General features: G+C 26.7%; 17 protein-coding genes and 1 riboswitch. Of the genes, 15 read left to right on the forward strand and 2 right to left on the reverse strand.

Annotated features, from left to right (window positions below; all coding sequences use genetic code 11):
* The first annotated feature begins 9 nt into the window (after positions 1–9).
* The 14 genes from ACRDDE_RS13525 to ACRDDE_RS13590 all read left to right on the forward strand — a co-directional run bounded on the left by ACRDDE_RS13525 (position 10) and on the right by ACRDDE_RS13590 (position 17,966).
* Positions 10–1,200 carry an NRAMP family divalent metal transporter gene (locus ACRDDE_RS13525; protein ID WP_438628083.1) on the forward strand — a complete coding sequence of 397 codons (1,191 nt, stop codon included), beginning with the start codon at positions 10–12 and terminating at the stop codon, positions 1,198–1,200.
* A 29-nt stretch (positions 1,201–1,229) separates the two neighbouring features.
* Positions 1,230–1,925: a 5-oxoprolinase subunit PxpB gene (pxpB, locus tag ACRDDE_RS13530; protein WP_438628085.1), complete on the forward strand. Its 696-nt coding sequence runs from the start codon at positions 1,230–1,232 to the stop codon at positions 1,923–1,925.
* Complete coding sequence (locus tag ACRDDE_RS13535; RefSeq protein WP_438628087.1) at positions 1,925–2,941, forward strand: biotin-dependent carboxyltransferase family protein; 1,017 nt, start codon at positions 1,925–1,927, stop codon at positions 2,939–2,941. Before pxpB ends, ACRDDE_RS13535 begins: the two co-directional genes overlap by 1 nt.
* A 321-nt stretch (positions 2,942–3,262) precedes the next feature.
* Positions 3,263–3,832 carry a hypothetical protein gene (locus tag ACRDDE_RS13540; protein ID WP_438628089.1) on the forward strand — a complete coding sequence of 190 codons (570 nt, stop codon included), beginning with the start codon at positions 3,263–3,265 and terminating at the stop codon, positions 3,830–3,832.
* 28 nt (positions 3,833–3,860) lie between these two features.
* Entirely contained in the window at positions 3,861–7,031 is a 3,171-nt protein-coding gene (locus ACRDDE_RS13545; RefSeq protein ID WP_438628091.1) for a ligand-binding sensor domain-containing protein, read from the forward strand.
* A 161-nt stretch (positions 7,032–7,192) separates the two neighbouring features.
* Complete coding sequence (locus ACRDDE_RS13550) at positions 7,193–8,041, forward strand: GGDEF domain-containing protein (RefSeq protein ID WP_438628093.1); 849 nt, start codon at positions 7,193–7,195, stop codon at positions 8,039–8,041.
* Entirely contained in the window at positions 8,031–9,650 is a 1,620-nt protein-coding gene (locus ACRDDE_RS13555) for a DUF2334 domain-containing protein (RefSeq protein ID WP_438628095.1), read from the forward strand. Before ACRDDE_RS13550 ends, ACRDDE_RS13555 begins: the two co-directional genes overlap by 11 nt.
* Before the next feature lie 2 nt (positions 9,651–9,652).
* Positions 9,653–10,909, forward strand: coding sequence for a glycosyltransferase (locus ACRDDE_RS13560; protein ID WP_438628097.1), 1,257 nt, complete (start codon positions 9,653–9,655; stop codon positions 10,907–10,909).
* An 11-nt stretch (positions 10,910–10,920) separates the two neighbouring features.
* A complete protein-coding gene (locus ACRDDE_RS13565; RefSeq protein WP_438628099.1) occupies positions 10,921–12,987 on the forward strand; it encodes a cellulose biosynthesis cyclic di-GMP-binding regulatory protein BcsB in 2,067 nt (688 codons plus the stop codon).
* Between the two features lie 9 nt (positions 12,988–12,996).
* Positions 12,997–14,028 carry a glycoside hydrolase family 113 gene (locus ACRDDE_RS13570; RefSeq protein WP_438628101.1) on the forward strand — a complete coding sequence of 344 codons (1,032 nt, stop codon included), beginning with the start codon at positions 12,997–12,999 and terminating at the stop codon, positions 14,026–14,028.
* A 75-nt stretch (positions 14,029–14,103) separates the two neighbouring features.
* Positions 14,104–15,732, forward strand: coding sequence for an EAL domain-containing protein (locus ACRDDE_RS13575; RefSeq protein WP_438628103.1), 1,629 nt, complete (start codon positions 14,104–14,106; stop codon positions 15,730–15,732).
* 22 nt (positions 15,733–15,754) lie between these two features.
* Positions 15,755–15,856, forward strand: a riboswitch (purine riboswitch).
* Positions 15,857–15,953: 97 nt separating this feature from the next.
* A complete protein-coding gene (locus tag ACRDDE_RS13580; RefSeq protein ID WP_438628105.1) occupies positions 15,954–16,526 on the forward strand; it encodes a xanthine phosphoribosyltransferase in 573 nt (190 codons plus the stop codon).
* A 135-nt stretch (positions 16,527–16,661) separates the two neighbouring features.
* Positions 16,662–16,823: a hypothetical protein gene (locus ACRDDE_RS13585; protein ID WP_438628107.1), complete on the forward strand. Its 162-nt coding sequence runs from the start codon at positions 16,662–16,664 to the stop codon at positions 16,821–16,823.
* A 198-nt stretch (positions 16,824–17,021) separates the two neighbouring features.
* Positions 17,022–17,966 carry a polysaccharide deacetylase family protein gene (locus ACRDDE_RS13590; protein ID WP_438628109.1) on the forward strand — a complete coding sequence of 315 codons (945 nt, stop codon included), beginning with the start codon at positions 17,022–17,024 and terminating at the stop codon, positions 17,964–17,966.
* Positions 17,967–18,108: 142 nt separating this feature from the next.
* Here ACRDDE_RS13590 and ACRDDE_RS13595 read toward each other — a convergent pair whose 3' ends face one another.
* The gene (locus ACRDDE_RS13595; RefSeq protein WP_438628111.1) at positions 18,109–18,846 is read right to left on the reverse strand and encodes an NAD-dependent protein deacylase; all 738 of its coding nucleotides are present in this window, start codon (positions 18,844–18,846) and stop codon (positions 18,109–18,111) included.
* Between the two features lie 57 nt (positions 18,847–18,903).
* The gene (locus ACRDDE_RS13600) at positions 18,904–20,130 is read right to left on the reverse strand and encodes an NAD(P)-dependent oxidoreductase (RefSeq protein WP_438628113.1); all 1,227 of its coding nucleotides are present in this window, start codon (positions 20,128–20,130) and stop codon (positions 18,904–18,906) included.
* A gap of 213 nt (positions 20,131–20,343) precedes the next feature.
* On the opposite strand from ACRDDE_RS13600, the gene modB reads away from it, so the two are divergent.
* Entirely contained in the window at positions 20,344–21,018 is a 675-nt protein-coding gene (gene modB, locus ACRDDE_RS13605) for a molybdate ABC transporter permease subunit (protein ID WP_438628115.1), read from the forward strand.
* Position 21,019: the final 1 nt, after the last annotated feature.

Consider the following 21,019-nt stretch of genomic DNA (forward strand, 5'->3'; position numbering starts at 1 on the left):
GGGGTATTTATGTCTAATAAAAAAAATTTAACAGCTCTTATGGGAGCTGCTTTTATAATGGCTACTTCAGCCATTGGACCTGGCTTTTTAACTCAAACAGCTAAATTTACAGAGTCATATGGAGCTAGTTTTGGTTTTGTGGTTTTAATGACTACTATATTTTTTGTTGGAGCACAGCTTAATGTATGGAGAATAATAGGAGTATCGGGGCTTAGAGGTCAGGATATAGCAAATAAGGTTTTACCGGGATTAGGTTATTTCATAGCAATATTAGTAGGTATAGGGGGACTTGCATTTAATATTGGAAATGTAGGGGGAGCAGCACTTGGAGTAAATGTAATGTTTAATGCCAATGTTACAATATCAACTTTAGTATGTGGATTTATAGCAATAGCAATTTTTTTAATAAAAGAATCTGGACCAATAATAGATAGATTTACAAGATTTTTAGCAATTATAGTAATAGTTGTAGTAGGATATGTTGCTATAATAAACAAACCTGATATGTACCAAGTTGTAAAAGGAACATTTGTTCCAGAAAATCCAGGAGGATTGATTTTTCCAATAATAACACTTTTAGGCGGTAGTGTTGGAGGATATATAACTTTTGCAGGAGGACACAGACTTATTGATGCGGGAATAACAGGGGAAGAGAACTTAAAAGATGTAACAAAATCTTCAATATTAGGTATAGGTGTAGCAACTATAGTAAGAATTTTATTGTTTTTAGCAGTTTTTGCAGTTGTTTCACAAGGATTAAGTTTAGATCCTGAAAATCCAGCTGCATCAGCTTTTAAATATGGAGCAGGAAATTTAGGATACAAATTTTTTGGATTAGTATTATGGAGTGCTAGTATAACATCAGTTATTGGAGCTGCGTATACATCTGTTTCTTTCATAAAAACGCTTCACCCATTAATAGAAAAACATGAAAATAAATTTATAATTTTATTTATACTTATTTCAACATTAATAATGGCAGTAGTAGGAAAGCCAGCAAGTTTACTTATTTTAGCTGGGTCTTTAAATGGATTGATTCTTCCAATTACCTTAGGAGTTATACTATTAGCATCTAAAAACAAAGAAATTGTGGGTGAATACAAGCATCCAAAATGGCTATTAATTTTAGGAATTTTAGTAGTAATAGTTACTGCGGTAGGTGGATTAATATCGCTTAAAGATATAACGAAGTTATTTTAAAAATACTTGCTGGGGGGATAAAATTAGTTATGGAAACAAAATATTTATTAGCAGGAGATAAAGCTATAGTAGTTGAATTTGGAGATTTTATAGATGAAGAGATAAATAGAAAAGTTATAAATTTAATGAAAAGTATAGAAAAGTCTAGTTTAATTGATTCTATATATGAGATGATACCAACATATAGGTCACTTATGATAATTTATAACCCTTTAAAAATAACATTTAATAAGCTTATAAATTCAGTAAAAGATATAGAATGTAATTTGAAAATTTTAGATAAAAGTGAAAAAAATATAATTAAGATACCTGTTTTGTATGGAAATGACTTTGGGCCTGATATAGAGACGGTTGCAAAACATAATGGATTAAGTATTGAAGATGTTATAAGGCTTCATAGTGAAGCTGAGTACTTAGTTTATATGTTAGGGTTTACTCCTGGTTTTACATACTTAGGGGGAATGAACAATAAACTAGAGACTCCTAGGCTAGCTAATCCAAGGGTTAAGATACCTGAAGGATCTGTAGGTATAGCTGGAAAACAAACAGGGGTATACCCTATAGAGAGCCCTGGAGGATGGCAATTAATAGGAAGAACGCCTATTAAATTGTATAATCCTAAAAGAGAAAATCCTATATTATTAAAAGCAGGAGATTATGTGAAATTTGTACCTATAATAAAGGATGAGTTTGATAAAATTTTAAATGAAGGGGGCACTAATTAGTGGGAGCTAAAGTTTTAAATAAAGGATTACTAAGTTTAATCCAAGGTGGTCCTAGGATAGGGTTTCAACAATACGGGGTTCCTGTTTCTGGAGCAATGGATGATTATTCATTAAGAGTTGCAAATTTATTAGTTGGAAATGATGAATATGAAGCATGTATAGAATCATTAATAATTGGACCTACTATAAAGTTCGATGAGAAATCTATTATAGCAATAACTGGGGGAGATTTAGGACCTATGTTAAATGGAATTAGAATTGATATGTATAGAAGTTATATTGTAAGTAGCGGAGACATATTATCTTTTTCGGGGGTTAAAAATGGATGTAGAACTTACATTGCATTTGGTGGAGGACTAAATATACCTATTGTTATGGGAAGTAAGTCAACTTATATAAAAGGTAAACTTGGAGGATATAAAGGTAGAGAACTCAGAGATAAGGATTATATAAAACTTTTAAAATTTGATGGGAATATAAACTCAATTTTGCCTAAAAAGTATGCAAAAGAGTATGATAAAGAAATTACGTTAAGAGCAATAAGGGGACCTCAAGATAATATGTTTGACTCAAAAAATATAAAAACTTTTTTTAACTCTGTATATAATGTAACAAATGAATGTGACAGAATGGGGTATAGATTATCTGGGGATAAAATTAACCATTTAGATGGGGCAGATATAGTATCAGATGGAATAGCATTTGGTGCAATTCAAATTCCAGGACATGGGAATCCTATTATTATGATGTCGGATAGACAGACAGTAGGAGGTTATACAAAAATAGCTAATGTTATAAGCGTAGACTTATGCAAATTAGCTCAAGGCAAACCAGGAGACAAAGTTAAATTTAAAGAAGTAGATATATATGAAGCACATAGAATTTTAAAAAAATATGAAGAGAAAATTTCTGAAGTTAAGAATAATATAAAAAAGTTTGAATTACTAAATAAAAAATTTTACAGTATAAATTTAAATGGAGTTAATTACAGAACAATATGTGAAGAAATTAATTAAATTTTAATAATTATCTAATTATATACAAATAAATGCCAATATATAACATTTTTTACTACAAAAACTTATTTGGAATAAAAAATATTATATATTGGCAAATTTTTTATACTATTATTTTATTTTACTAATCACCTCAAAATCCCTATATTTAGGACAAACATTAAGGATAATCACAGTCACTATTATTTTAAATTTAAAAATTTAATAGTATTTTTAAAAGATTCTGTACAAAATTTTAAAAAAACACTAATTTCGACAAAAACCTACAGTTAAAAAGTGTATACTCGTAGTAATAACAAAAAGTATTAAAGGAGTGATTCCATGAAAATAAAATTTGATTTATTTAGACGGAAAAATTCTAAATGTAATGGGAAAAATTATATAGTAGAAAATAATGAAATCTATTTAAATAGAAAGCATCCAGGATATAGTTACTTAAAAGAATTTAATTTAAATAAAGACTACTTAGACAAGTCAGATTTTGAACCTGGAGGTAAAGGTTCATTAAAAAAAATAGATTGGATTAAATCTAGCGATAGCATAAAAGAAATTAAATCATTAAAGGCAGAAGAGGAGTACACATCTGAATTTAAGAAAAATTCACTTTATTATAAATCTGTATATATGTGTCCTAGGTGCAATAGTCATATGCTTTATAAAATTAGAGCATATAATATAGACACCGAATTTAAAAATAAAAATAAAAGAATACACCATATATATACATGTCCTAAGTGTAGAATATTTTTAGCTTCAATTAGGATATATAGCAAATTACACTCTAGATGGATAGGAAATAAGCTTTCAAACTATGCACTTATAAGTGATAGTTATCCAAGATTAAAGTATAGAATAATTTTAAACTATACTGAAGGCCTACACAGCGAGTAATTAAGTAAATATTTAGGAGAAAAAATTTATGCAAAGAATAAAATACTTAAAACTATTTATATCTATAGTTTTTCTAATGATACTTAGAGTTGATATTTCTAATGCACAAGAAAGTATAAATTTTAAAAATATAACTATAAACCAAGGGTTATCACAGGGAACAGTACAAGCAATAGAACAAGACAGTAAAGGGAGAATATGGATAGGAACAAATGATGGACTAAATGTTTACAATGGCTATGAATTTAAAGTGTATGGGCAAAAAAAAGACCCTAAGAAAGGAATAGCAAATAGTTATATTATAGATATAAAAGAAGATAAGAAAGGTAATTTATGGGTTGCGACTATAGGAGGCGTAAGTAAAATAAATACTGAAACGGATTCTATAAAAAACTACTACAATAGTAAGGATAATGGAAATTTATCAGATAGCAGTGTTTATGATATTTTGATAAATAAAGATGGTGAGGTTTTAATTGCAACAGCAAATGGTGTAGATGTATATGATGAAAACAATGATAAGTTTAGACCAGCAATTAAAAATTTGAATGAATTAAAAAGCAAACATATATACGATATAACTGAAGATGATAGTAGCAATTATTGGCTGGGGACTAAAAAGGGATTATATAAATTTGATAAAAAAGATGAAACGGTTGAAAAATTTCTAACTAAAGAGACTTGTGGAAAAGATTTAACTGTATACAAAGTTTATTTTGATGGGGATAAAAATTTATGGGTTGGGAATAGAAATGAAAATCTATATAAAATAAATACAAAAACAAATAAGATAAAAGAGTATGATCCTCCAGAAGGAATTGACAAAAACTCATCTATAAGAGACATACTACAGGATAAAAATAAAGACCTTTGGATAGCAACAGACTCGGGATTAGTCAAATACGATAAGTTAAAAGATAAGTTTAGAGTTTATCAAAAAGGAAAGTACGAGGTAAATGGGTTAACCGATAACTTAATATTTTGCATTATGGAGGATAAAAGTGGTCTTCTATGGCTTGGGACTTATTCTGGTATAAGTATATTTGATTCAAAGACTAATATAAATTATTATAAGCATGATCCAAATCCAGAAGATAAGACATCAATTTCTGATAACATGGTAAGTGGGATTTATAAGGACAAAGATGGAGTATTATGGGTTGGAACGAATTCTGAAGGGGTAACGGTTTTAAATAGAGAAAAGGAAAAAACCTATTATATAAAAAGAAAAGATGGGTTAAGCAGTAATAAAGTATATGATATAAAGGGGAAAGGCGATCTAATAGTAATATCAACGGATGATGGATTGAATGTAATAAATAAAAAAGAAAAAACGTTAAAGGTATATAATAAAGATAATGGTTTAAAAAATAGCAATGTAAGAAGTGTGTTCATAGATGATGATAATAAGGTATGGCTAGGAACAACAGAAGGAGTTGCAACATTAAATATAGATACAGGTGAAATAGTAGATATGTCTAGTTTATCATCTGAATATAATATAGAAGATAAATTAAATGGATGTATTTACAAAGATAGTAATGGAATATATTGGATAGGTTATTTTTTAGATGGTGGACTTTTAAAATTTGATCCTAAAACTCAAAAAACAAAATTATACAGGATGAGAGAAAATGACTTAAATTCTATAAGTAATAATTCTGTAAGGGTTATAAATGAGGATAAACAAGGTAACTTGTGGATAGGAACGAATTATGGACTTAATAAATTTAATCCAAAAACGGAAAAGTTTGAAGTTTACACAATGGAAGATGGATTACCTAATAATACTATATATGGAATAGTAATAGATAAATCAGATCATATATGGGTAAGTACCAACTACGGATTATCAAAATTTGATCACAAAAAAAATGAGTTTACAAATTTTGATATAGTAGATGGATTACAAGGAAGGGAATTTAATGGGAAATCATTTCACATAAGTGAGGATGGTGAAATTTTCTTTGGAGGAACAAATGGATTAAATTCATTTAGATGTGAAGAGTTAAAAAAGAAAAAATATTATATAGATTTATCTATAGGAGATATATATGTAAATGAAAAAAGGTACAATAGCATTGAAGATGCTAACTTTAAATTTAGCGAAAATAATATAAGTATAGAAATGTTTTTACCATATTATAAAAATATAAGGGACACTAAATATTACTATAAGATAGAAGGAGTAGACAAAGACTTCAAAGATGTAAAAAGTAATAAACTGAATTTGGTAAACTTAAATCCAGGTAAATATACTTTAAAACTTAAGGCAATAAATAATAATGTAGCTGAATCAAATGAGAAAATAATTGAATTTTCTATAAAGCCACCAATTTGGAAAAGTAAGATAGCTATGGTTATCTATGGTATTATATGTATATTTGCTATTTTATATTATGATAGCAAAGTAAAGCTATTAGATTCTATGGTAAATAAAAGAACAAAGGCACTTACAAAGGAAATTGAAAAAAATGAAAAATTATTTAATAAAGTTTTAAATTTAGAAAAGAAAAAAAATAGTTACTTTGTAAACTTATCTCATGAATTAAGAACTCCGTTGAATGTTATATCATCAACTGAGCAATTAATAAGTATTATGATTGATAAAAAAGGTTTAAGTAAAGACAATCTAAAGTACCATATGAGTGTAATTAACAAAAATGCAGAGAGATTATTAGAGTTAATTACAAATTTAATGGATATAGAAAAAATAGAATATGGAAAATATAAAATAAATAAAACAAAACAAGATATAGTTGAGGTCATAGAAAATGAAGCTTTAAGGCTGAAAAATCATGTAGAATGTAAAGGAATAGAGCTGATAATAGATCCAGAGATAGAAGAAAAAATAGTTAGTTTTGACAGAATAGAAATAAAAAGATGTATAGAAAACTTAATAAGTAATGCTGTAAAATATACACCAGAAGGTGGAACTATAGAATTAGGTATAAAAGATCATATAAATGAAGTAGAGATATATGTAAAGGATAATGGAATAGGGATAGATGAAGAACATAAAAAAATTATATTTGATAGATTTAGACAGGTAGTAGATGCAAATGAAGAAATTCAAAATTCAAGTGGATTAGGACTTACGATAACTAAAGAAATAGTAAACTTACATGGAGGCGAAATCTATATTGAAAGTGAATTTGGGAAAGGGAGTAAATTTATTATAATATTACCAATTGAATAACTAAATAAAAAATAGAATACACTAATTGTATTCTATTTTTTATTCTAAAAATTTAAAATCCAAAAAATGTTAAAAAAAATCGAAAAAACGCGAAAAAAGTAAAAAAAGGAGTATAATATACACATGATTAATTAAGTAAAAAATATAAATAGGAGGGGAAAATGGATAAGTTATCAAAGAAAATAGACTCGTATATGATAGCACTAGTATTAGAATTATTTATTGTTGTAATTGTATTATTTATATCAAAAGAAAATACTAATTTTTTATTGAATTTTATCATGCTAGGAATTACATTTTTAATTTCGATAACAACATATATAGGAGGTATTATATTTGGGCTTATATTGACATCAGTAGCAATATTTCTATATGCATCTTTAATATTTTACAGAAATACAGTATTGAATATAGATATAAACTATATATCTTATATTTGGATGTTAAGTATGCCTATCATATGTATGACTAGTGGAAGATTATCTAGTGTCATTTTATCGCTTCAACAAGATAACAAAGTATTAAAAAATAAATATGAAAATCTTGTTACAGTTGATGAAGTAACGGGCCTTGGAAATATTAAACATTTTTATTCTACTTTGGAAAAAGAAATGAGTAAGTCAAATCGACATAAAAATAAGCTAACACTAATGATAATAAAGCTTCCTTATTATAAAGAAATTAGAAAAATAATTGGAGAAGAAAAAACATATAACTTAATTAAAAGTGTAAGCAATATAATAATAGATTCTACAAGGTCTGAAGATGAGAGATATTATTTGGAAAGTGATATGATAGGGATTATAATGCCCTATACAGATTTTGATGGTGCAAATACAGTAAAAGAAAGAATTAAAAAAAATATAAGTGAATTAAACTTAGAATTGAATCAAGGAAAGTCATATATAGATATAGATACTAAAATAGCTATTGTGGAATATAAAGAAAGTATAAATAGTTCTATAGAATTTAAAAATTTATGCGAAGAGGAGCTTCAGTATGATGTGTAAAAAATATATTGCTATAACTTTAAGTGTTTTATTAGTTTTTAGCAGTAGTAGTCTAGTTTTTGCAGACATACAGAAAAAAGAAAAAGCTCTAATACTATATGAAAATCAAAAAACATTTTCGTATAAAGAAAATGTAGTAAATCACTTAAATGAAGTTTTATATAGATTTAATAAGAGTGTAGATAATATATATGTAAATGACTACAAAAAAGGAACTTTAACAAAATATGATTCCGTATTTGTAATAAACATAGAAAATGAAATAAATAATGCTGATTTGTTAGATGATTTATCAAATTATAAAAGTGGAGTATATTGGATAGGGAATAGAATTGAAGATTTTTTAAGCTATAGTGATAAATATGATTTGATCTATGATAAAAAGGTAAATAGTATAAATGAATTAAATTATAAAGGAAAAAAACTAACTATATCTGGAAGTGATTATTTTGATGTGGTGAATGCCAGAGGTGAAAATTGCAAGGTTTTAGCAACTATGAAAGATTCGTATAATGAATATCCTTATGTTGTAAACAATAAAAATTTATATTTCATCGGAGAGTACAAAGTAGATCAGTCTTTTATATTTGAAGATACTTTAAATGATTTTTATAATATGAAAAACTTTGAAAAAGGTAAAGTATTTGTAAGGATTGAGGATGTACATTTATTTAGAGATAAAAATAATTTAAAGGAGGTTGCAGACTATTTATACTCTGAAGGGATACCTTTTATGATAGCATTAATTCCAGCGTATGTAGATAGCAAAACTGAAAAAATAAATACTATAAAAGATGACCCAGAATTTATACAAACAATAAAGTATATGCAAGATAGAGGTGGTAGTGTTGTTTTACATGGATATATGCACTCCTTAGATAAGAGAGAGATTTCAGGGGAAGGTTATGAATTTTGGGATATGGAAAAAGACGAGCCTATATCTGAAAATATGGATAACTATGTTAAGGATAGAGTTTTAAGTGGATTAAGATTATGTGTAGAACAAGGCGTTTACCCTCTTGCTTTTGAAGCACCTCACTATGCTATGGATCAAAAAGGGTATACAGAATTAAAAAAATATTTTTCAACTTATGTTGGACAATACCAAAATAATAATGAAAACTTTGCTACAAGCAGTTTCCCATATATCATAGAAGGAAGTAAGGATTTTAATATTTTAATTCCTGAAAATTTAGGGTATATAGAGCGAGATAATAAATTTTCAATAGATATTATAAAGAATAATTTTTATAAACTTTCTATGGTAAGAGGATATACTGGAGGATTTTTCTTTCATCCTTATATGAATATGGATTATTTAAAGCAAGTTATATCGTATTTAAAAGATAATGATGTAGAGTTTTTAAATTTAAAAGATATAAATAATTATGTAAAAATTGATGATATAAATATAAGGTCTCAAGATGGAAAAATAGATGTTAGTTACAATAAGCATAAGTTAAATGATAAATCTCAGATGGATTTTGAAAATTCTATGTCTAATATAAATAAGATAATTGTAATATTTATATCTATTGTGTTGCTTGTATTTACTATAATATTTATATTCTTTAGATTTATAAATAGGCGAAAGTTTAGAAGGAGATAGTTATGAACAGATTTACTATAGTAGATTACTTATTTTTATTTTCTTTAATATCTATATGGGCGATACTTTTTATAAATATTCTTTTAGCTGCAAGTGGATATGTATATTATCTTAAAAATCTTAACTTTAAGGATGAAAAATTAAAAGAATATCCATTTGTATCTATATTAGTTCCAGCTCATAATGAGGGAAAAGTTATAGGAAAAACTGTAGAGTCCTTACTATTATTAGAATATCCAAGGGATAAAATGGAATTAATAGTAATAAATGATAATTCAAGTGATGATTCTAAATATATACTTCAAAGTATAAAAAATAAATATAAAAAATATAATTTTACTATTATAAATACAGATAATATTACTGGAGGTAAAGGAAAATCAAATGCACTGAATATTGGATATCAAGAAGCAAGAGGAGAATTTATTGCAATATATGATGCAGATAACACTCCAGAAAAAACAGCACTTAGATATTTAATCCAAACTATAGTAAAAGATGATAAGTTAGGAGCCGTTATTGGAAAATTTAGAACTAGAAATAAACATAAAAACATTTTAACAAAGTTTATAAATATAGAAACGCTAAGTTTTCAATGGATAGCACAAGCAGGACGAAGACAGCTATTAGGGCTTTGTACAATACCAGGAACTAACTTTGTATTAAGAAGAACTACTATTGAGAAGCTAGGGGGATGGGATACTAAAGCAATAGCTGAAGATACAGAGATAAGTTTTAGAATTTATAAATTAGGGCAAAGAATAACATATGTTCCGCAAGCTGTAACTTGGGAACAAGAACCAGAGACTATAAATGTATGGATAAAGCAGAGAACTAGATGGGTTAAAGGAAATATATATGTGTTAGTTAAGTATATAAAAAATATATTTAAGGGAAAACAAAATAGAGTATTATTCGATATAATATATTTTTTCTCGGTGTATTTTTTATTTTTAACTTCAGTTGTAATATCAGATTGTATATTTGTTTTAAGCTTATTTAATTTAGTACAAGTGAATATACCATTTAACTTTTGGATTGTATGGGTATTATCATATGTCTTATTTATTTTGCAAGTTAGTATAACTTTATCCATGGAAAAAGGAGAAAGTGGCTTGGAAAATATATTTTTAGTTGCAATTATGTACTTCACATATTCACAAATGTGGTTATTGGTAGCTATTAAGGGTATGTTTGGACATTTTCAAGATGTATTTTTAAAAAGAGAAGCTAAATGGTATAAAACAGAAAGATTTTAGGGAGGTACTTAATGAGAATAATAACGATAGCATTATCATTAATACTAACTTTTTCCAATATTAGTTTGGTATTTGCAGATAATGAAGATGTAAAAGCATACAAATTTCAAGATGACGTAACTATAAATGGTGTTATTGGAAGCACCGAAAGATTTTTTAATGTATCTCAAAATTGGGATGTTAAGGATTTGAAATTAAATTTAGTATATACGAAAAGCGAGTTATTAGATGTAAATTATTCAACCATTACAGTATTTATTAATGGAGAACCTGTAAGTTCAAAAAGGTTAGATGGAAATAGAAAATATCAGGACAAATGGCAAGTTAATATTCCTAAAGAACTTGTAAAATCAGGATATAATAGTATTTCTATAAAAGCATATAAAACTATATCAGATAAAATATGTAGAGATGATTCTAATACTGCAAATTGGTTAGTAATACATAAGCAATCAGATATAGAGCTGAAGTATGACTTAAAAGCTAACTCAAATGAAATAAAAGACTATGATAGTGTATTTGCAAATATAGGTAATGAAGAGTATGTAGATACTACTTTTGTACTACCAAATAAATATAATAGTAATGAATTAAGCTCCATAATGAACTTAAGTTTAAATATGGGACAAAAACTAAAGGCTGACAATTTTAAGCTAGATGTAAAATTAAAGTCAAATTTAAAAGAACACAATAACAATATTATCTATGTAGGTGGAACAACTAATACTTCTACAGATTTTTTAAATTTGCTAAGTGATGATGAAAAAAATCAAGCTAAAAATCAAGCTGTTATAAAGCAAGTAATCTCTCCTTTTAATAAAGAAAAAAGAATGATTTTAATAATATCAGATAATGGTAAAGCTCTTAAAAATGCAACTAGATTAATATGTAGTAATGAGCTTTTAGAGGAATTAAATAGTAGTAGTTTCATAATTGATGAAACTAAAGATGTTTTAGATACAAAAAAAGAGACTAAAAATAAATTGACTTTAAATGACTTAGGTTATAATGATTTTTTACTTAAGGGACCTTTTTCACAAGAAACGAACTTTGATGTATCTATACCTAAAAATAAAATAAGTACAGATGGATCTATTCTGAATTTGAAATTTAGATACGCTAAAAATTTAGATTTTGAAAGATCGTTAGTTACTGTATATGCAAATGATAAGCCTATTTCAAGTAAAAAACTATCTTTAGAAAAAGCAGATAATGATACTTTAGAAGTAAACCTTCCAACGGATGTTCTAGGTGAAAATTATTATAAAATAAAAGTTGTATTTAATTTAGAGTTAAAAGATTTAATGTGCGTTACAAGAGATACAGATAACCCATGGGCTTATATTTTAGATAGCTCATTTATAAAGTTTGATTTTAAAGATCATGATACTTTGAACTTCAAAAGCTACCCATATCCTTTTATAGATAATCAACAGGCAAATGATATAAATGTAGTTGTTTCTAAAAATTTAAATTCATCAGATTTAAGCAATATAGCTAATATAATTGGAAATATGGGAAGAGATGTAGATTATAATACAGGAAATTTAAATGTATTAACTGATAGTGAATTTTTAAATACGAATAAAAAAGGAAATCTTATAGTTATAGGAACTCCAGGGGATAATAGTATTTTAAAAGGTATAAATAAAGACTTATACATTAAATTTAATAAAAATTTTAGTGGATTTGAAAATAACGATAAAATCAAATTCTTAGATGATGAACATTCAAAACAATTATCAACAATGCAACTTATAAATTCACCTTATAATAAATCAAATTCAGCTATTATAGTGTCTTCTTTAGATAAAAATAGCTTGAGTTCATCAGTAAGGTATTTATCTGACAACAATTTAACCAGAGATTTAAAAGGCGATGCAGCTGTAGTAAATAGAGATGGAGGTATTCAGGATATAAATTTCAAAGAAAATAACACAAGAGATGAAGAGTCTGAAGATAATTATGCTAAATTTAAATTAGAGAAAGCAAGTTTAACATTTGTACTTATTGCAGGATTTTTATTTTTAACTGTAATAATATCAGCTATATTATTAATATTAAAATATAGAAAGTAGTTGATACATTTGAAAAGGATAATAGTTTTTATAATTATATTAGCTTTATGTAGTGTAATGGTTATATATAAACATGATAAAGCAGAAGTACCAGATAAGATAAATTCAGTGAATTTATCTACAGATTATGAGATTAATCAGGCATTACAAGATATAAAAATGTTAAATGCAAATACTGTAAATGTACCGATAGTTATAAAAATACCTTCTTTAGAATCTAATGAAATGATTATAGATGAATATAGTAAAAATAAGGCTATACAGATTATTAAAATTTTGAAAAAAAATAATAAAACAGTGATATTAGAAGCATTTCCTTGGATTGATAATGGAAGTAAATATGAAACTGAGTATAATCCTAAAAATAAAGAACAATTTTTTAACGACTGGAAAAGTATATTAAGTGAGCTAATTGATGAAGTAGCAGTTCCATGTAAAGTAGATATTGTAAATACAGGATCTAACCTTAGTAAGCTTGAACCATATGAACAAAATTGGTGTGACATAATAGACTTTACAAAAAAGAGATTCAAAGGTCTTGTAACATATAAAACTTCATGGTGGTACACTGCTAAATGGGATATCAAAAGTAAAGAATTATACAATAAAAAACTAAATAACAAATTATTTTCGAAAGTAGATTTTATATCTATTGCAGCTTATTTTGAGCTTAGTGATAAACCTACAAATACAGTTGAGGAATTGGTTAAATGCATAAATAGTTCTACAGTAAATAATAGAAATCAAAATATAAAACAAGAAATTGAGAATTTTGCAAATAAATATAATAAAAAAATTTTTTTAGGGGAATTAGGATTTCCACGACTTGAATATGCAGCAACACACCCTTGGAATAATAATGTATCTGACTTGGTAAATGGAGATGAGCAAGCTAGATGCTTTAATGCATATAAAATAGTCTTTGACAAGGAAAAATATATTAAGGGGGTTTCTATTTTTGCTGTAGGGCAAAAAGGTAAAGATAAAATGTTTTACCCATCAAAAGAGAGTATGAATTTTATTAAACTATGGTATAAGTAAAATGGGAATATATGGTTAGGAAAGATTAAAGATAATATTATTATTAAATACAAAACAATTGAAACGGAGAGAATTATGCTTAAAAAAATAAGTAACATTTTAGTTATTCTCATAGTATTAATACCCATAATTGATAATAATATATATTCACAGGAGAAACCATATAAAAATAAAGTTATAAAAGTTGGATTTTATGATTATAACCCGTATTTTTATATAGACAAAGGAAATCCAACTGGATATTATAATGATATATTAGACACTATATGCAACGATTTGGGAATTGAATATGAGTATAAATATACTAATATTTTACAAGCGATGAGTATGTTAAAAAATGGAGATTTAGATTTACTTATTGGAATTAATAGAACAGAAGATAGAGTTAATGAATTTGAATTTACAGATAGCTATATAACTTTAGAAACGTATGGTTTATATACTAATAAGTCTATAGACTATGGTAATATAAAAGGTTTGAATAATTTAAGGTTTGGATATATACCTGGAGAAACAAACTCAAAATGGATAATGGATTTTTTAGAAGATAGAGATATAAAAGTAATTCCTGTTGAAGCTCAATCTTATAAAGAGCTTGATGATTTATTAGTAAAAAATAAAATTGATGCTACTATTTCTCATATAAATAATACAAATTTAAGCGATATGAACGAGATTTTTGAATATTCAACAGGACCTGTTTACATAGCTGGAAATAAAGAGAATAAACAACTTGTAAAAGCTATAGATAGCAAGTTAAAGTTGTATTCTAAACAAAAGTATAGTCCGATAGATAATCTTAAAGATATATATTTTAATAACAGTGAGGGTGGATATAAACGTAATTTCAATACAATTATTTTAATAGGATTAAGCATTATTGCATTTTTATCATATGTTTTTTATAAAAAAAAATTACCCTATATTAAAAAGTGCACGATGAAAAAAATCATAAGAGAAGATTTGAAGAAAAATAAATACTTTTTATACTATCAACCTATAATAAATCCTAAAAAAAATGTAATAATTGGATTTGAGGGGTTATTAAGATTAAGAAAAGACAATAAAACACTAACCCCTTATTTTTTTATAAAAGATATTGAAAATAACGATATGTTATTTGAAACTTCATTACATATATTAAAACTTGCAATAAATGATTATGACATTATAAAAAAATACAATAATATGAAAAATTATGAATTTTATATATCATTAAATATGTCTTTAAATGAAATTGAAAATGACACATTTATAAAACAAATATGCGATATAGCAACTTTAATGAATATGAAAAAACACAGTATATGTATAGAAATTTTAGAAAAAGTTGGAATAAATGATTTAAGCAAAATAAACAGATCTATAGAAAAATTAAAAAAGTGTGGATTTATGATAGCTATAGATGACTTTGGTGTTGAATATTCCAATTTAGACATATTAGAAAAATTAGATTTTGATATAGTTAAAATAGATAAATACTTTATAGATAGTATAGAAAGTTCCATTTTTGTAAAGGAAATTATTATATTTTTATCCAATATATGCAAAGCCACAAATAAGTCAATTGTATGTGAAGGTGTAGAATATAAATGTCAAAAAGATTTTATAAAAAATATAAAAAATGAAAAGATATATATACAAGGATATTATTATTTTAAACCACTTAGCATAAATGAGATAAATAAAATAAATATTGATTAATGCATACTAATGATTTATAATTAGATAAACTGATTACAATATCTGTATAAATTTGACGATAAGGGTCAAGAGTTTCTACCAAATCACCGTAAATGATTTGACTACAGGAAGTTTGTTTATTATTATTTATAGTAAATGCAACTCCTGTCTTTTTAGACAGGAGTTTTTTTAAACTTTCTCAACATTATTTATGCAGTATACTAAAATTTGGAGGCATATTTATGGAAAAGTTAAAAGAAAAAATATTAACTGAAGGAAGAATTTCAGGTAATGATATATTAAAAGTAGATAGTTTTTTAAATCATCAATTGGATGTAGCGTTTTTAAATGAAATAGGAAAAGAGTTCTCAAGAAGATTTGAAGGTAAAAAAATAGATAAAATACTTACAATAGAAGCTTCAGGTATAGCTATAGCATCTATAGCATCTCAACATCTTGGGAATGTACCTGTAGTATTTGCAAAAAAAGTTGAATCTAAAAATTTAGATAAGGACGTTTATGAATCTGAAGTATATTCATTTACTAAAGCTAAAAATTATACAATAAGAGTTTCAAAAAGATATTTAAATAAAGGTGAAAACATATTAGTTTTAGATGATTTTTTAGCGAATGGAAGAGCTGCAATAGGTTTAAATGAATTAGTTGAGCAAGCTCAAGCTAACTTGGTTGGAGTTGGAATAGTTATAGAAAAAGGATTCCAAGATGGGGCTAAGCTTTTAGATGAAAAAAACATAAATTTACAATCATTAGTAGTTTTAGAGTCGATAGAAAATGGACAAATAAAGTTTAAGTAAAAAAGCTGGTTTTAACCAGCTTTTTTTTATGCATTAATTTGTAGAAAAAAATAGATAATAATTTCTGTTAAATAGTCAGAAAATGTTATATAATTTAATTAGGTAAAAAATGGAAATGAAAAGGGGGGGTCCCATATGAGGCTAAAGATAAAACTGGTAATTGGGATTACCTTAGTTTTTATATTTTTGGGGTTAGGTTATATAATTATAAATACGACTATGCGATATCAACAAGAGTTTGGTAGCATTGTATATAATTACAATGAAAATGAAGAAATCGGAAAAGAAAAAAGCTAATTAGTCTTAAAACAAACTGCGTATGCAGTTTTTTTACGCATTAGGGAAGCGAATAAAATTATTGAATTTGTTTTAATTTTTTCAATATGTTACTATTTTGAAATAGTTGTTACGAAGCTGTAATACACATAAGGGGTTAATTGGAGTATAATGTATATATAATAAAAAGTGACATTAAGTGACAGTAAGGGGGAAGTTATGAAAAAAAATAACAATATTTTTTCTGGCTCTAATAAAAACAAGAAGCGGGCAAAACTAAATGTTAAAAGAGCATTTTTACTAATGGTAGTATGTGTAGTTATATTTGGTTCTTTTAATAAAGTTAAAGCTTATGTGGATGAAACAATAAAAGAAAAACAAGAAGAAAAAGTTGCAGAGGAGAAAAGACTTGCAGCAGAAGAACAAAAACGTAAAGAAGAAGAAGAAGCTAAAAAGAAAATAATCGGAGTTAAGCATGGAGCAGAAAGTTACAGCTATAGTGCAGAAAAAGTTGCAGAGAAGCTAAAAAGTGGAGACTATTCAAATAATGGAGAAAAGGTAGTATTTTTAACTTTTGATGATGGAACATCAACTACAGTTACTCCAGAGATATTAAAGACATTAAAAGATGAAGATGTTAAAGCTACATTTTTTGTAACAGGATCTAATATAGAACGTGGTGGAAAGAAAGCTGAAGATTTACTAAAGCAAGAGTTTGAAGAAGGACATGCAATAGCAAATCACTCATATAGCCATGATTATGGTATATTATATCCAAATAGAACATTAGACTTAGAAGCTTTCAAAGCTGACTTTAAAAAGACTGATGAGATATTAAAAGGAGTTTTAGGACCTTATTTCTCAACAGAAGTTATAAGATGTCCAGGTGGACATATGTCATGGAAAGGTATGGAACCTTTAGATGAATATATGGCTGCTAACAGTATGGCTGCAATAGATTGGAATGCCTTAAGTGGAGATGCTGAAGGTAAAAAGAAATCACCTGAAGAATTATGCAACTATGCAGTAAAAACTTCAGAAGGAAAAGAAATGGTAGTTATTTTAATGCATGATACTTATGGTAAAGAAAATACTGCAAAAGCTCTTCCTCAGTTAATAAAATACTATAAAGATAATGGATATCAATTTAAAGTATTAGTATAGTGAAAATTAATTTATTGATTATATATTAAAAAGAAGAGGATATGATGTATATAAATTTACATTGTATACTCTCTTTTTTTATTTTAAATAAAAATATAGAGATTAAGTTATATATACAAAATCTCTATATTAATTAAATTTATTAAATTTTATTTAAGACATTAAATAATACTGTATCAATGCTATCATTTATAACTAAATCAGCTTTATTATCAGCAGGAGTAGTACTTTTATTTATAAGTATTAAATTCTTGCCTTTAAAATAGTCTATAAGACCTGCTGCAGGATATACTATAAGTGATGTACCTCCTATAATTAAAGTATCAGCGTTAGATATAGCATCAATTGATCCTTTTATTATAGAATCATCTAAACCTTCCTCATAAAGAACTACATCAGGTTTAACTGTATGTCCACATTTAGTGCAAGTTGGGACATCCTTGGAATTAAGAATGAAATTAGAGTCATAAAACTCATTACAACTAACACAGTAATTTCTATGTACAGACCCATGAAGTTCAAATACATTTTTGCTACCTGCCATTTGATGAAGCCCATCGATATTTTGAGTAATTACAGCTTTAAGTTTACCCATCTTTTCAAGTTTAGCCAAAGCAATATGAGCATTATTAGGTTTTGCATCAGGATATATAAGTTTTTTCTTATAAAAATTAAAAAATTCCTTAGTATATTTTAAATAAAATGTATGCGAAACTAATTGCTCTGGAGTTAAAGTAATATTTAATTTCTCGTTAAATAATCCATTGGCACTTCTGAAGTCAGGTATATTAGACGCTGTTGACACTCCAGCTCCGCCAAAGAAAACTATATTATTACTTTCATTTAAAATCTGAGCTAGATTTTCTATTTTTTCTGACATTAAATCATCTCCGTTTTAATTTATATAAATATTCAAACTCTCATTCATTAATAAGTTTTACTTTAAATATTCATCTATAGATTGAGCAACAATTTTAGCAGCTACAACAGCTTCTATAACAGTTTTAGCACCATGAGTAACATCTCCACAAGCAAATACTCCATCGCGAGTAGTATGTCCACTATTATCTGTCATAATAAGTCCTCTATTATTAACATCTAAGCCTTTGTTATTAGAAACAATAGTATTTCTAGGAACTTGGCTAACTGCAACTAGTATAGAATCACATTTAAATAAATTTTCACTATCTTCTACAGTAATTAAAGAAGTAGTCCCATCTTCATTAACTACCTTTTTAGTATCAGCTAAAATTATGCCTTCATTAACTATTTTTATAGGAGCTTTATAAGTCATAAACTCTACACCTTCTTCAATAGCTTCATGAATTTCAGCTTTAGTTGCTGTCATATTATCAAAGTCACGTCTATATGCTACGAAAACATCTTTTGAACCATAATGTTTAGCACTTCTAGCAGCATCCATAGCAACATTACCAGCACCTATAACAACAACCTTATTTCCTAAGTCGTAATTCTTAGGAGAACGTAGGTAATCTATAGCATAGTGCACATGGCCTAAGCTTTCTCCTTTTATCTCTAATCTTCTTGGATTCCAAACTCCAGTACCTATAAATATAGAATCATATCCATCTTCAAGTAATTTGTCTAATGTAAGTATAGGACCAACTGTAGCGTTGATTTTAAACTTAACTCCCATATTTTTTAGTATATTGATTAAATTATCAATTATTTCTCTTGGAAGCCTAAATTCAGGTATACCGTATCTAAGAATTCCTCCAAGTTGTTCGTTTTTCTCAAATACAGTTATATTATAGCCTTTTTTTGCTAACTCAAATGCAACTGTAAGACCAGCAGGGCCAGATCCAACTATAGCAATGTTTTTTCCGTTTTTACTTATATTAGAAAAATCAGCATCTTTTAAATAGTTTTTAGAAATTTCTTCTTCTATTTTATAAAACTGAATTGGTTCTCCTTTAATTCCTCTTATACAATTACCAGCACACTGATCTTCATGAGGGCAAACAATTGCACAAACAGCAGAAAGAGGATTATTATTAAATAGAAGTTCACCAGCTTCTTTTATTTTACCTTCTTTATATAAATTTATTACAGTAGGTATATCTGTGCTTATAGGGCAAGCACTTTTACATCTAGCATTTTTACAGACTAAACATCTATTAGCTTCTAAATTTAAATCTAACAAAAAATCACCACCTATATTAATATCTATTATTATACCCCAGAATAAGTACTTATAACATAGGTAAAATGTCGTAAAATGTAAAAACATATAAACAAACGCATATATTTGACTAAGGAATAAGCTAAATATATAATAAAAAGTATAAATTAATAAAACATAAAAAGGTTATTAAAAAATTTTATAATCTTTTAATATTTTAGAATGGAGCATAACATGGATATTTCGCCTTTAATTATATCTATAAAAACATCAGTTGTAGCAACTATAATAACTTTTATATTAGGTATGGCTATATCTTATAAAACATTTTGGTACAAAGGAAGATATGAGAGTTTAATTGATACTATATTAACTTTGCCGCTTGTATTGCCACCTACTGTAGTAGGTTTTTTTATATTAATTACAATAGGAAAAAATGGGCCTGTAGGAATGATCCTTAAAACGATAGATATAAATCTTATATTTACATGGACAGCTACTGTAATTTCAGCGGTCATCGTATCTTTTCCTATAATGTATAGAAGTTTAAAAAGTTCATTTGAACAAATCGATAATAATATGATATTTGCAGCAAAGACGTTAGGGCTTAGTGAGAAGGAAATATTTATGAAAATAATGTTACCGATCTCATATCCAGGTATAATCGGAGCTGTAATTTTATCATTTGCAAGAGCTATTGGAGAGTTCGGAGCCACACTTATGATTGCTGGTAATATACCTGGAAAAACTCAAACTATGCCTATTGCAATATTTTTTGCCGTTGAAAGTGGGGATATGAATAAAGCTATGATTTGGGTTATGATTATCATTGGAATCTCGGCGATTGTAATAACTATATCAAATTTTATATCTAAATCTAGAGATAAAAAATTTGGGAAAGGGAATTGAA

Source organism: Paraclostridium sp. (assembly GCF_051656405.1).
GTDB lineage: Bacteria > Bacillota > Clostridia > Peptostreptococcales > Peptostreptococcaceae > Paraclostridium.

Bases quoted from the DNA above. Each gene is read 5' to 3' on its own strand.
- modB (WP_438628115.1), top strand. From the start codon at position 20,344: ATGGATATTTCGCCTTTAATTATATCTATAAAAACATCAGTTGTAGCA.
- ACRDDE_RS13595 (WP_438628111.1), bottom strand. From the start codon at position 18,846: ATGTCAGAAAAAATAGAAAATCTAGCTCAGATTTTAAATGAAAGTAAT.
- ACRDDE_RS13565 (WP_438628099.1), top strand. From the start codon at position 10,921: ATGAGAATAATAACGATAGCATTATCATTAATACTAACTTTTTCCAAT.
- ACRDDE_RS13555 (WP_438628095.1), top strand. From the start codon at position 8,031: ATGATGTGTAAAAAATATATTGCTATAACTTTAAGTGTTTTATTAGTT.
- ACRDDE_RS13550 (WP_438628093.1), top strand. From the start codon at position 7,193: ATGGATAAGTTATCAAAGAAAATAGACTCGTATATGATAGCACTAGTA.
- ACRDDE_RS13545 (WP_438628091.1), top strand. From the start codon at position 3,861: ATGCAAAGAATAAAATACTTAAAACTATTTATATCTATAGTTTTTCTA.
- ACRDDE_RS13590 (WP_438628109.1), top strand. From the start codon at position 17,022: ATGAAAAAAAATAACAATATTTTTTCTGGCTCTAATAAAAACAAGAAG.
- ACRDDE_RS13560 (WP_438628097.1), top strand. From the start codon at position 9,653: ATGAACAGATTTACTATAGTAGATTACTTATTTTTATTTTCTTTAATA.
- ACRDDE_RS13575 (WP_438628103.1), top strand. From the start codon at position 14,104: ATGCTTAAAAAAATAAGTAACATTTTAGTTATTCTCATAGTATTAATA.
- ACRDDE_RS13580 (WP_438628105.1), top strand. From the start codon at position 15,954: ATGGAAAAGTTAAAAGAAAAAATATTAACTGAAGGAAGAATTTCAGGT.
- ACRDDE_RS13525 (WP_438628083.1), top strand. From the start codon at position 10: ATGTCTAATAAAAAAAATTTAACAGCTCTTATGGGAGCTGCTTTTATA.
- pxpB (WP_438628085.1), top strand. From the start codon at position 1,230: ATGGAAACAAAATATTTATTAGCAGGAGATAAAGCTATAGTAGTTGAA.
- ACRDDE_RS13540 (WP_438628089.1), top strand. From the start codon at position 3,263: ATGAAAATAAAATTTGATTTATTTAGACGGAAAAATTCTAAATGTAAT.
- ACRDDE_RS13585 (WP_438628107.1), top strand. From the start codon at position 16,662: ATGAGGCTAAAGATAAAACTGGTAATTGGGATTACCTTAGTTTTTATA.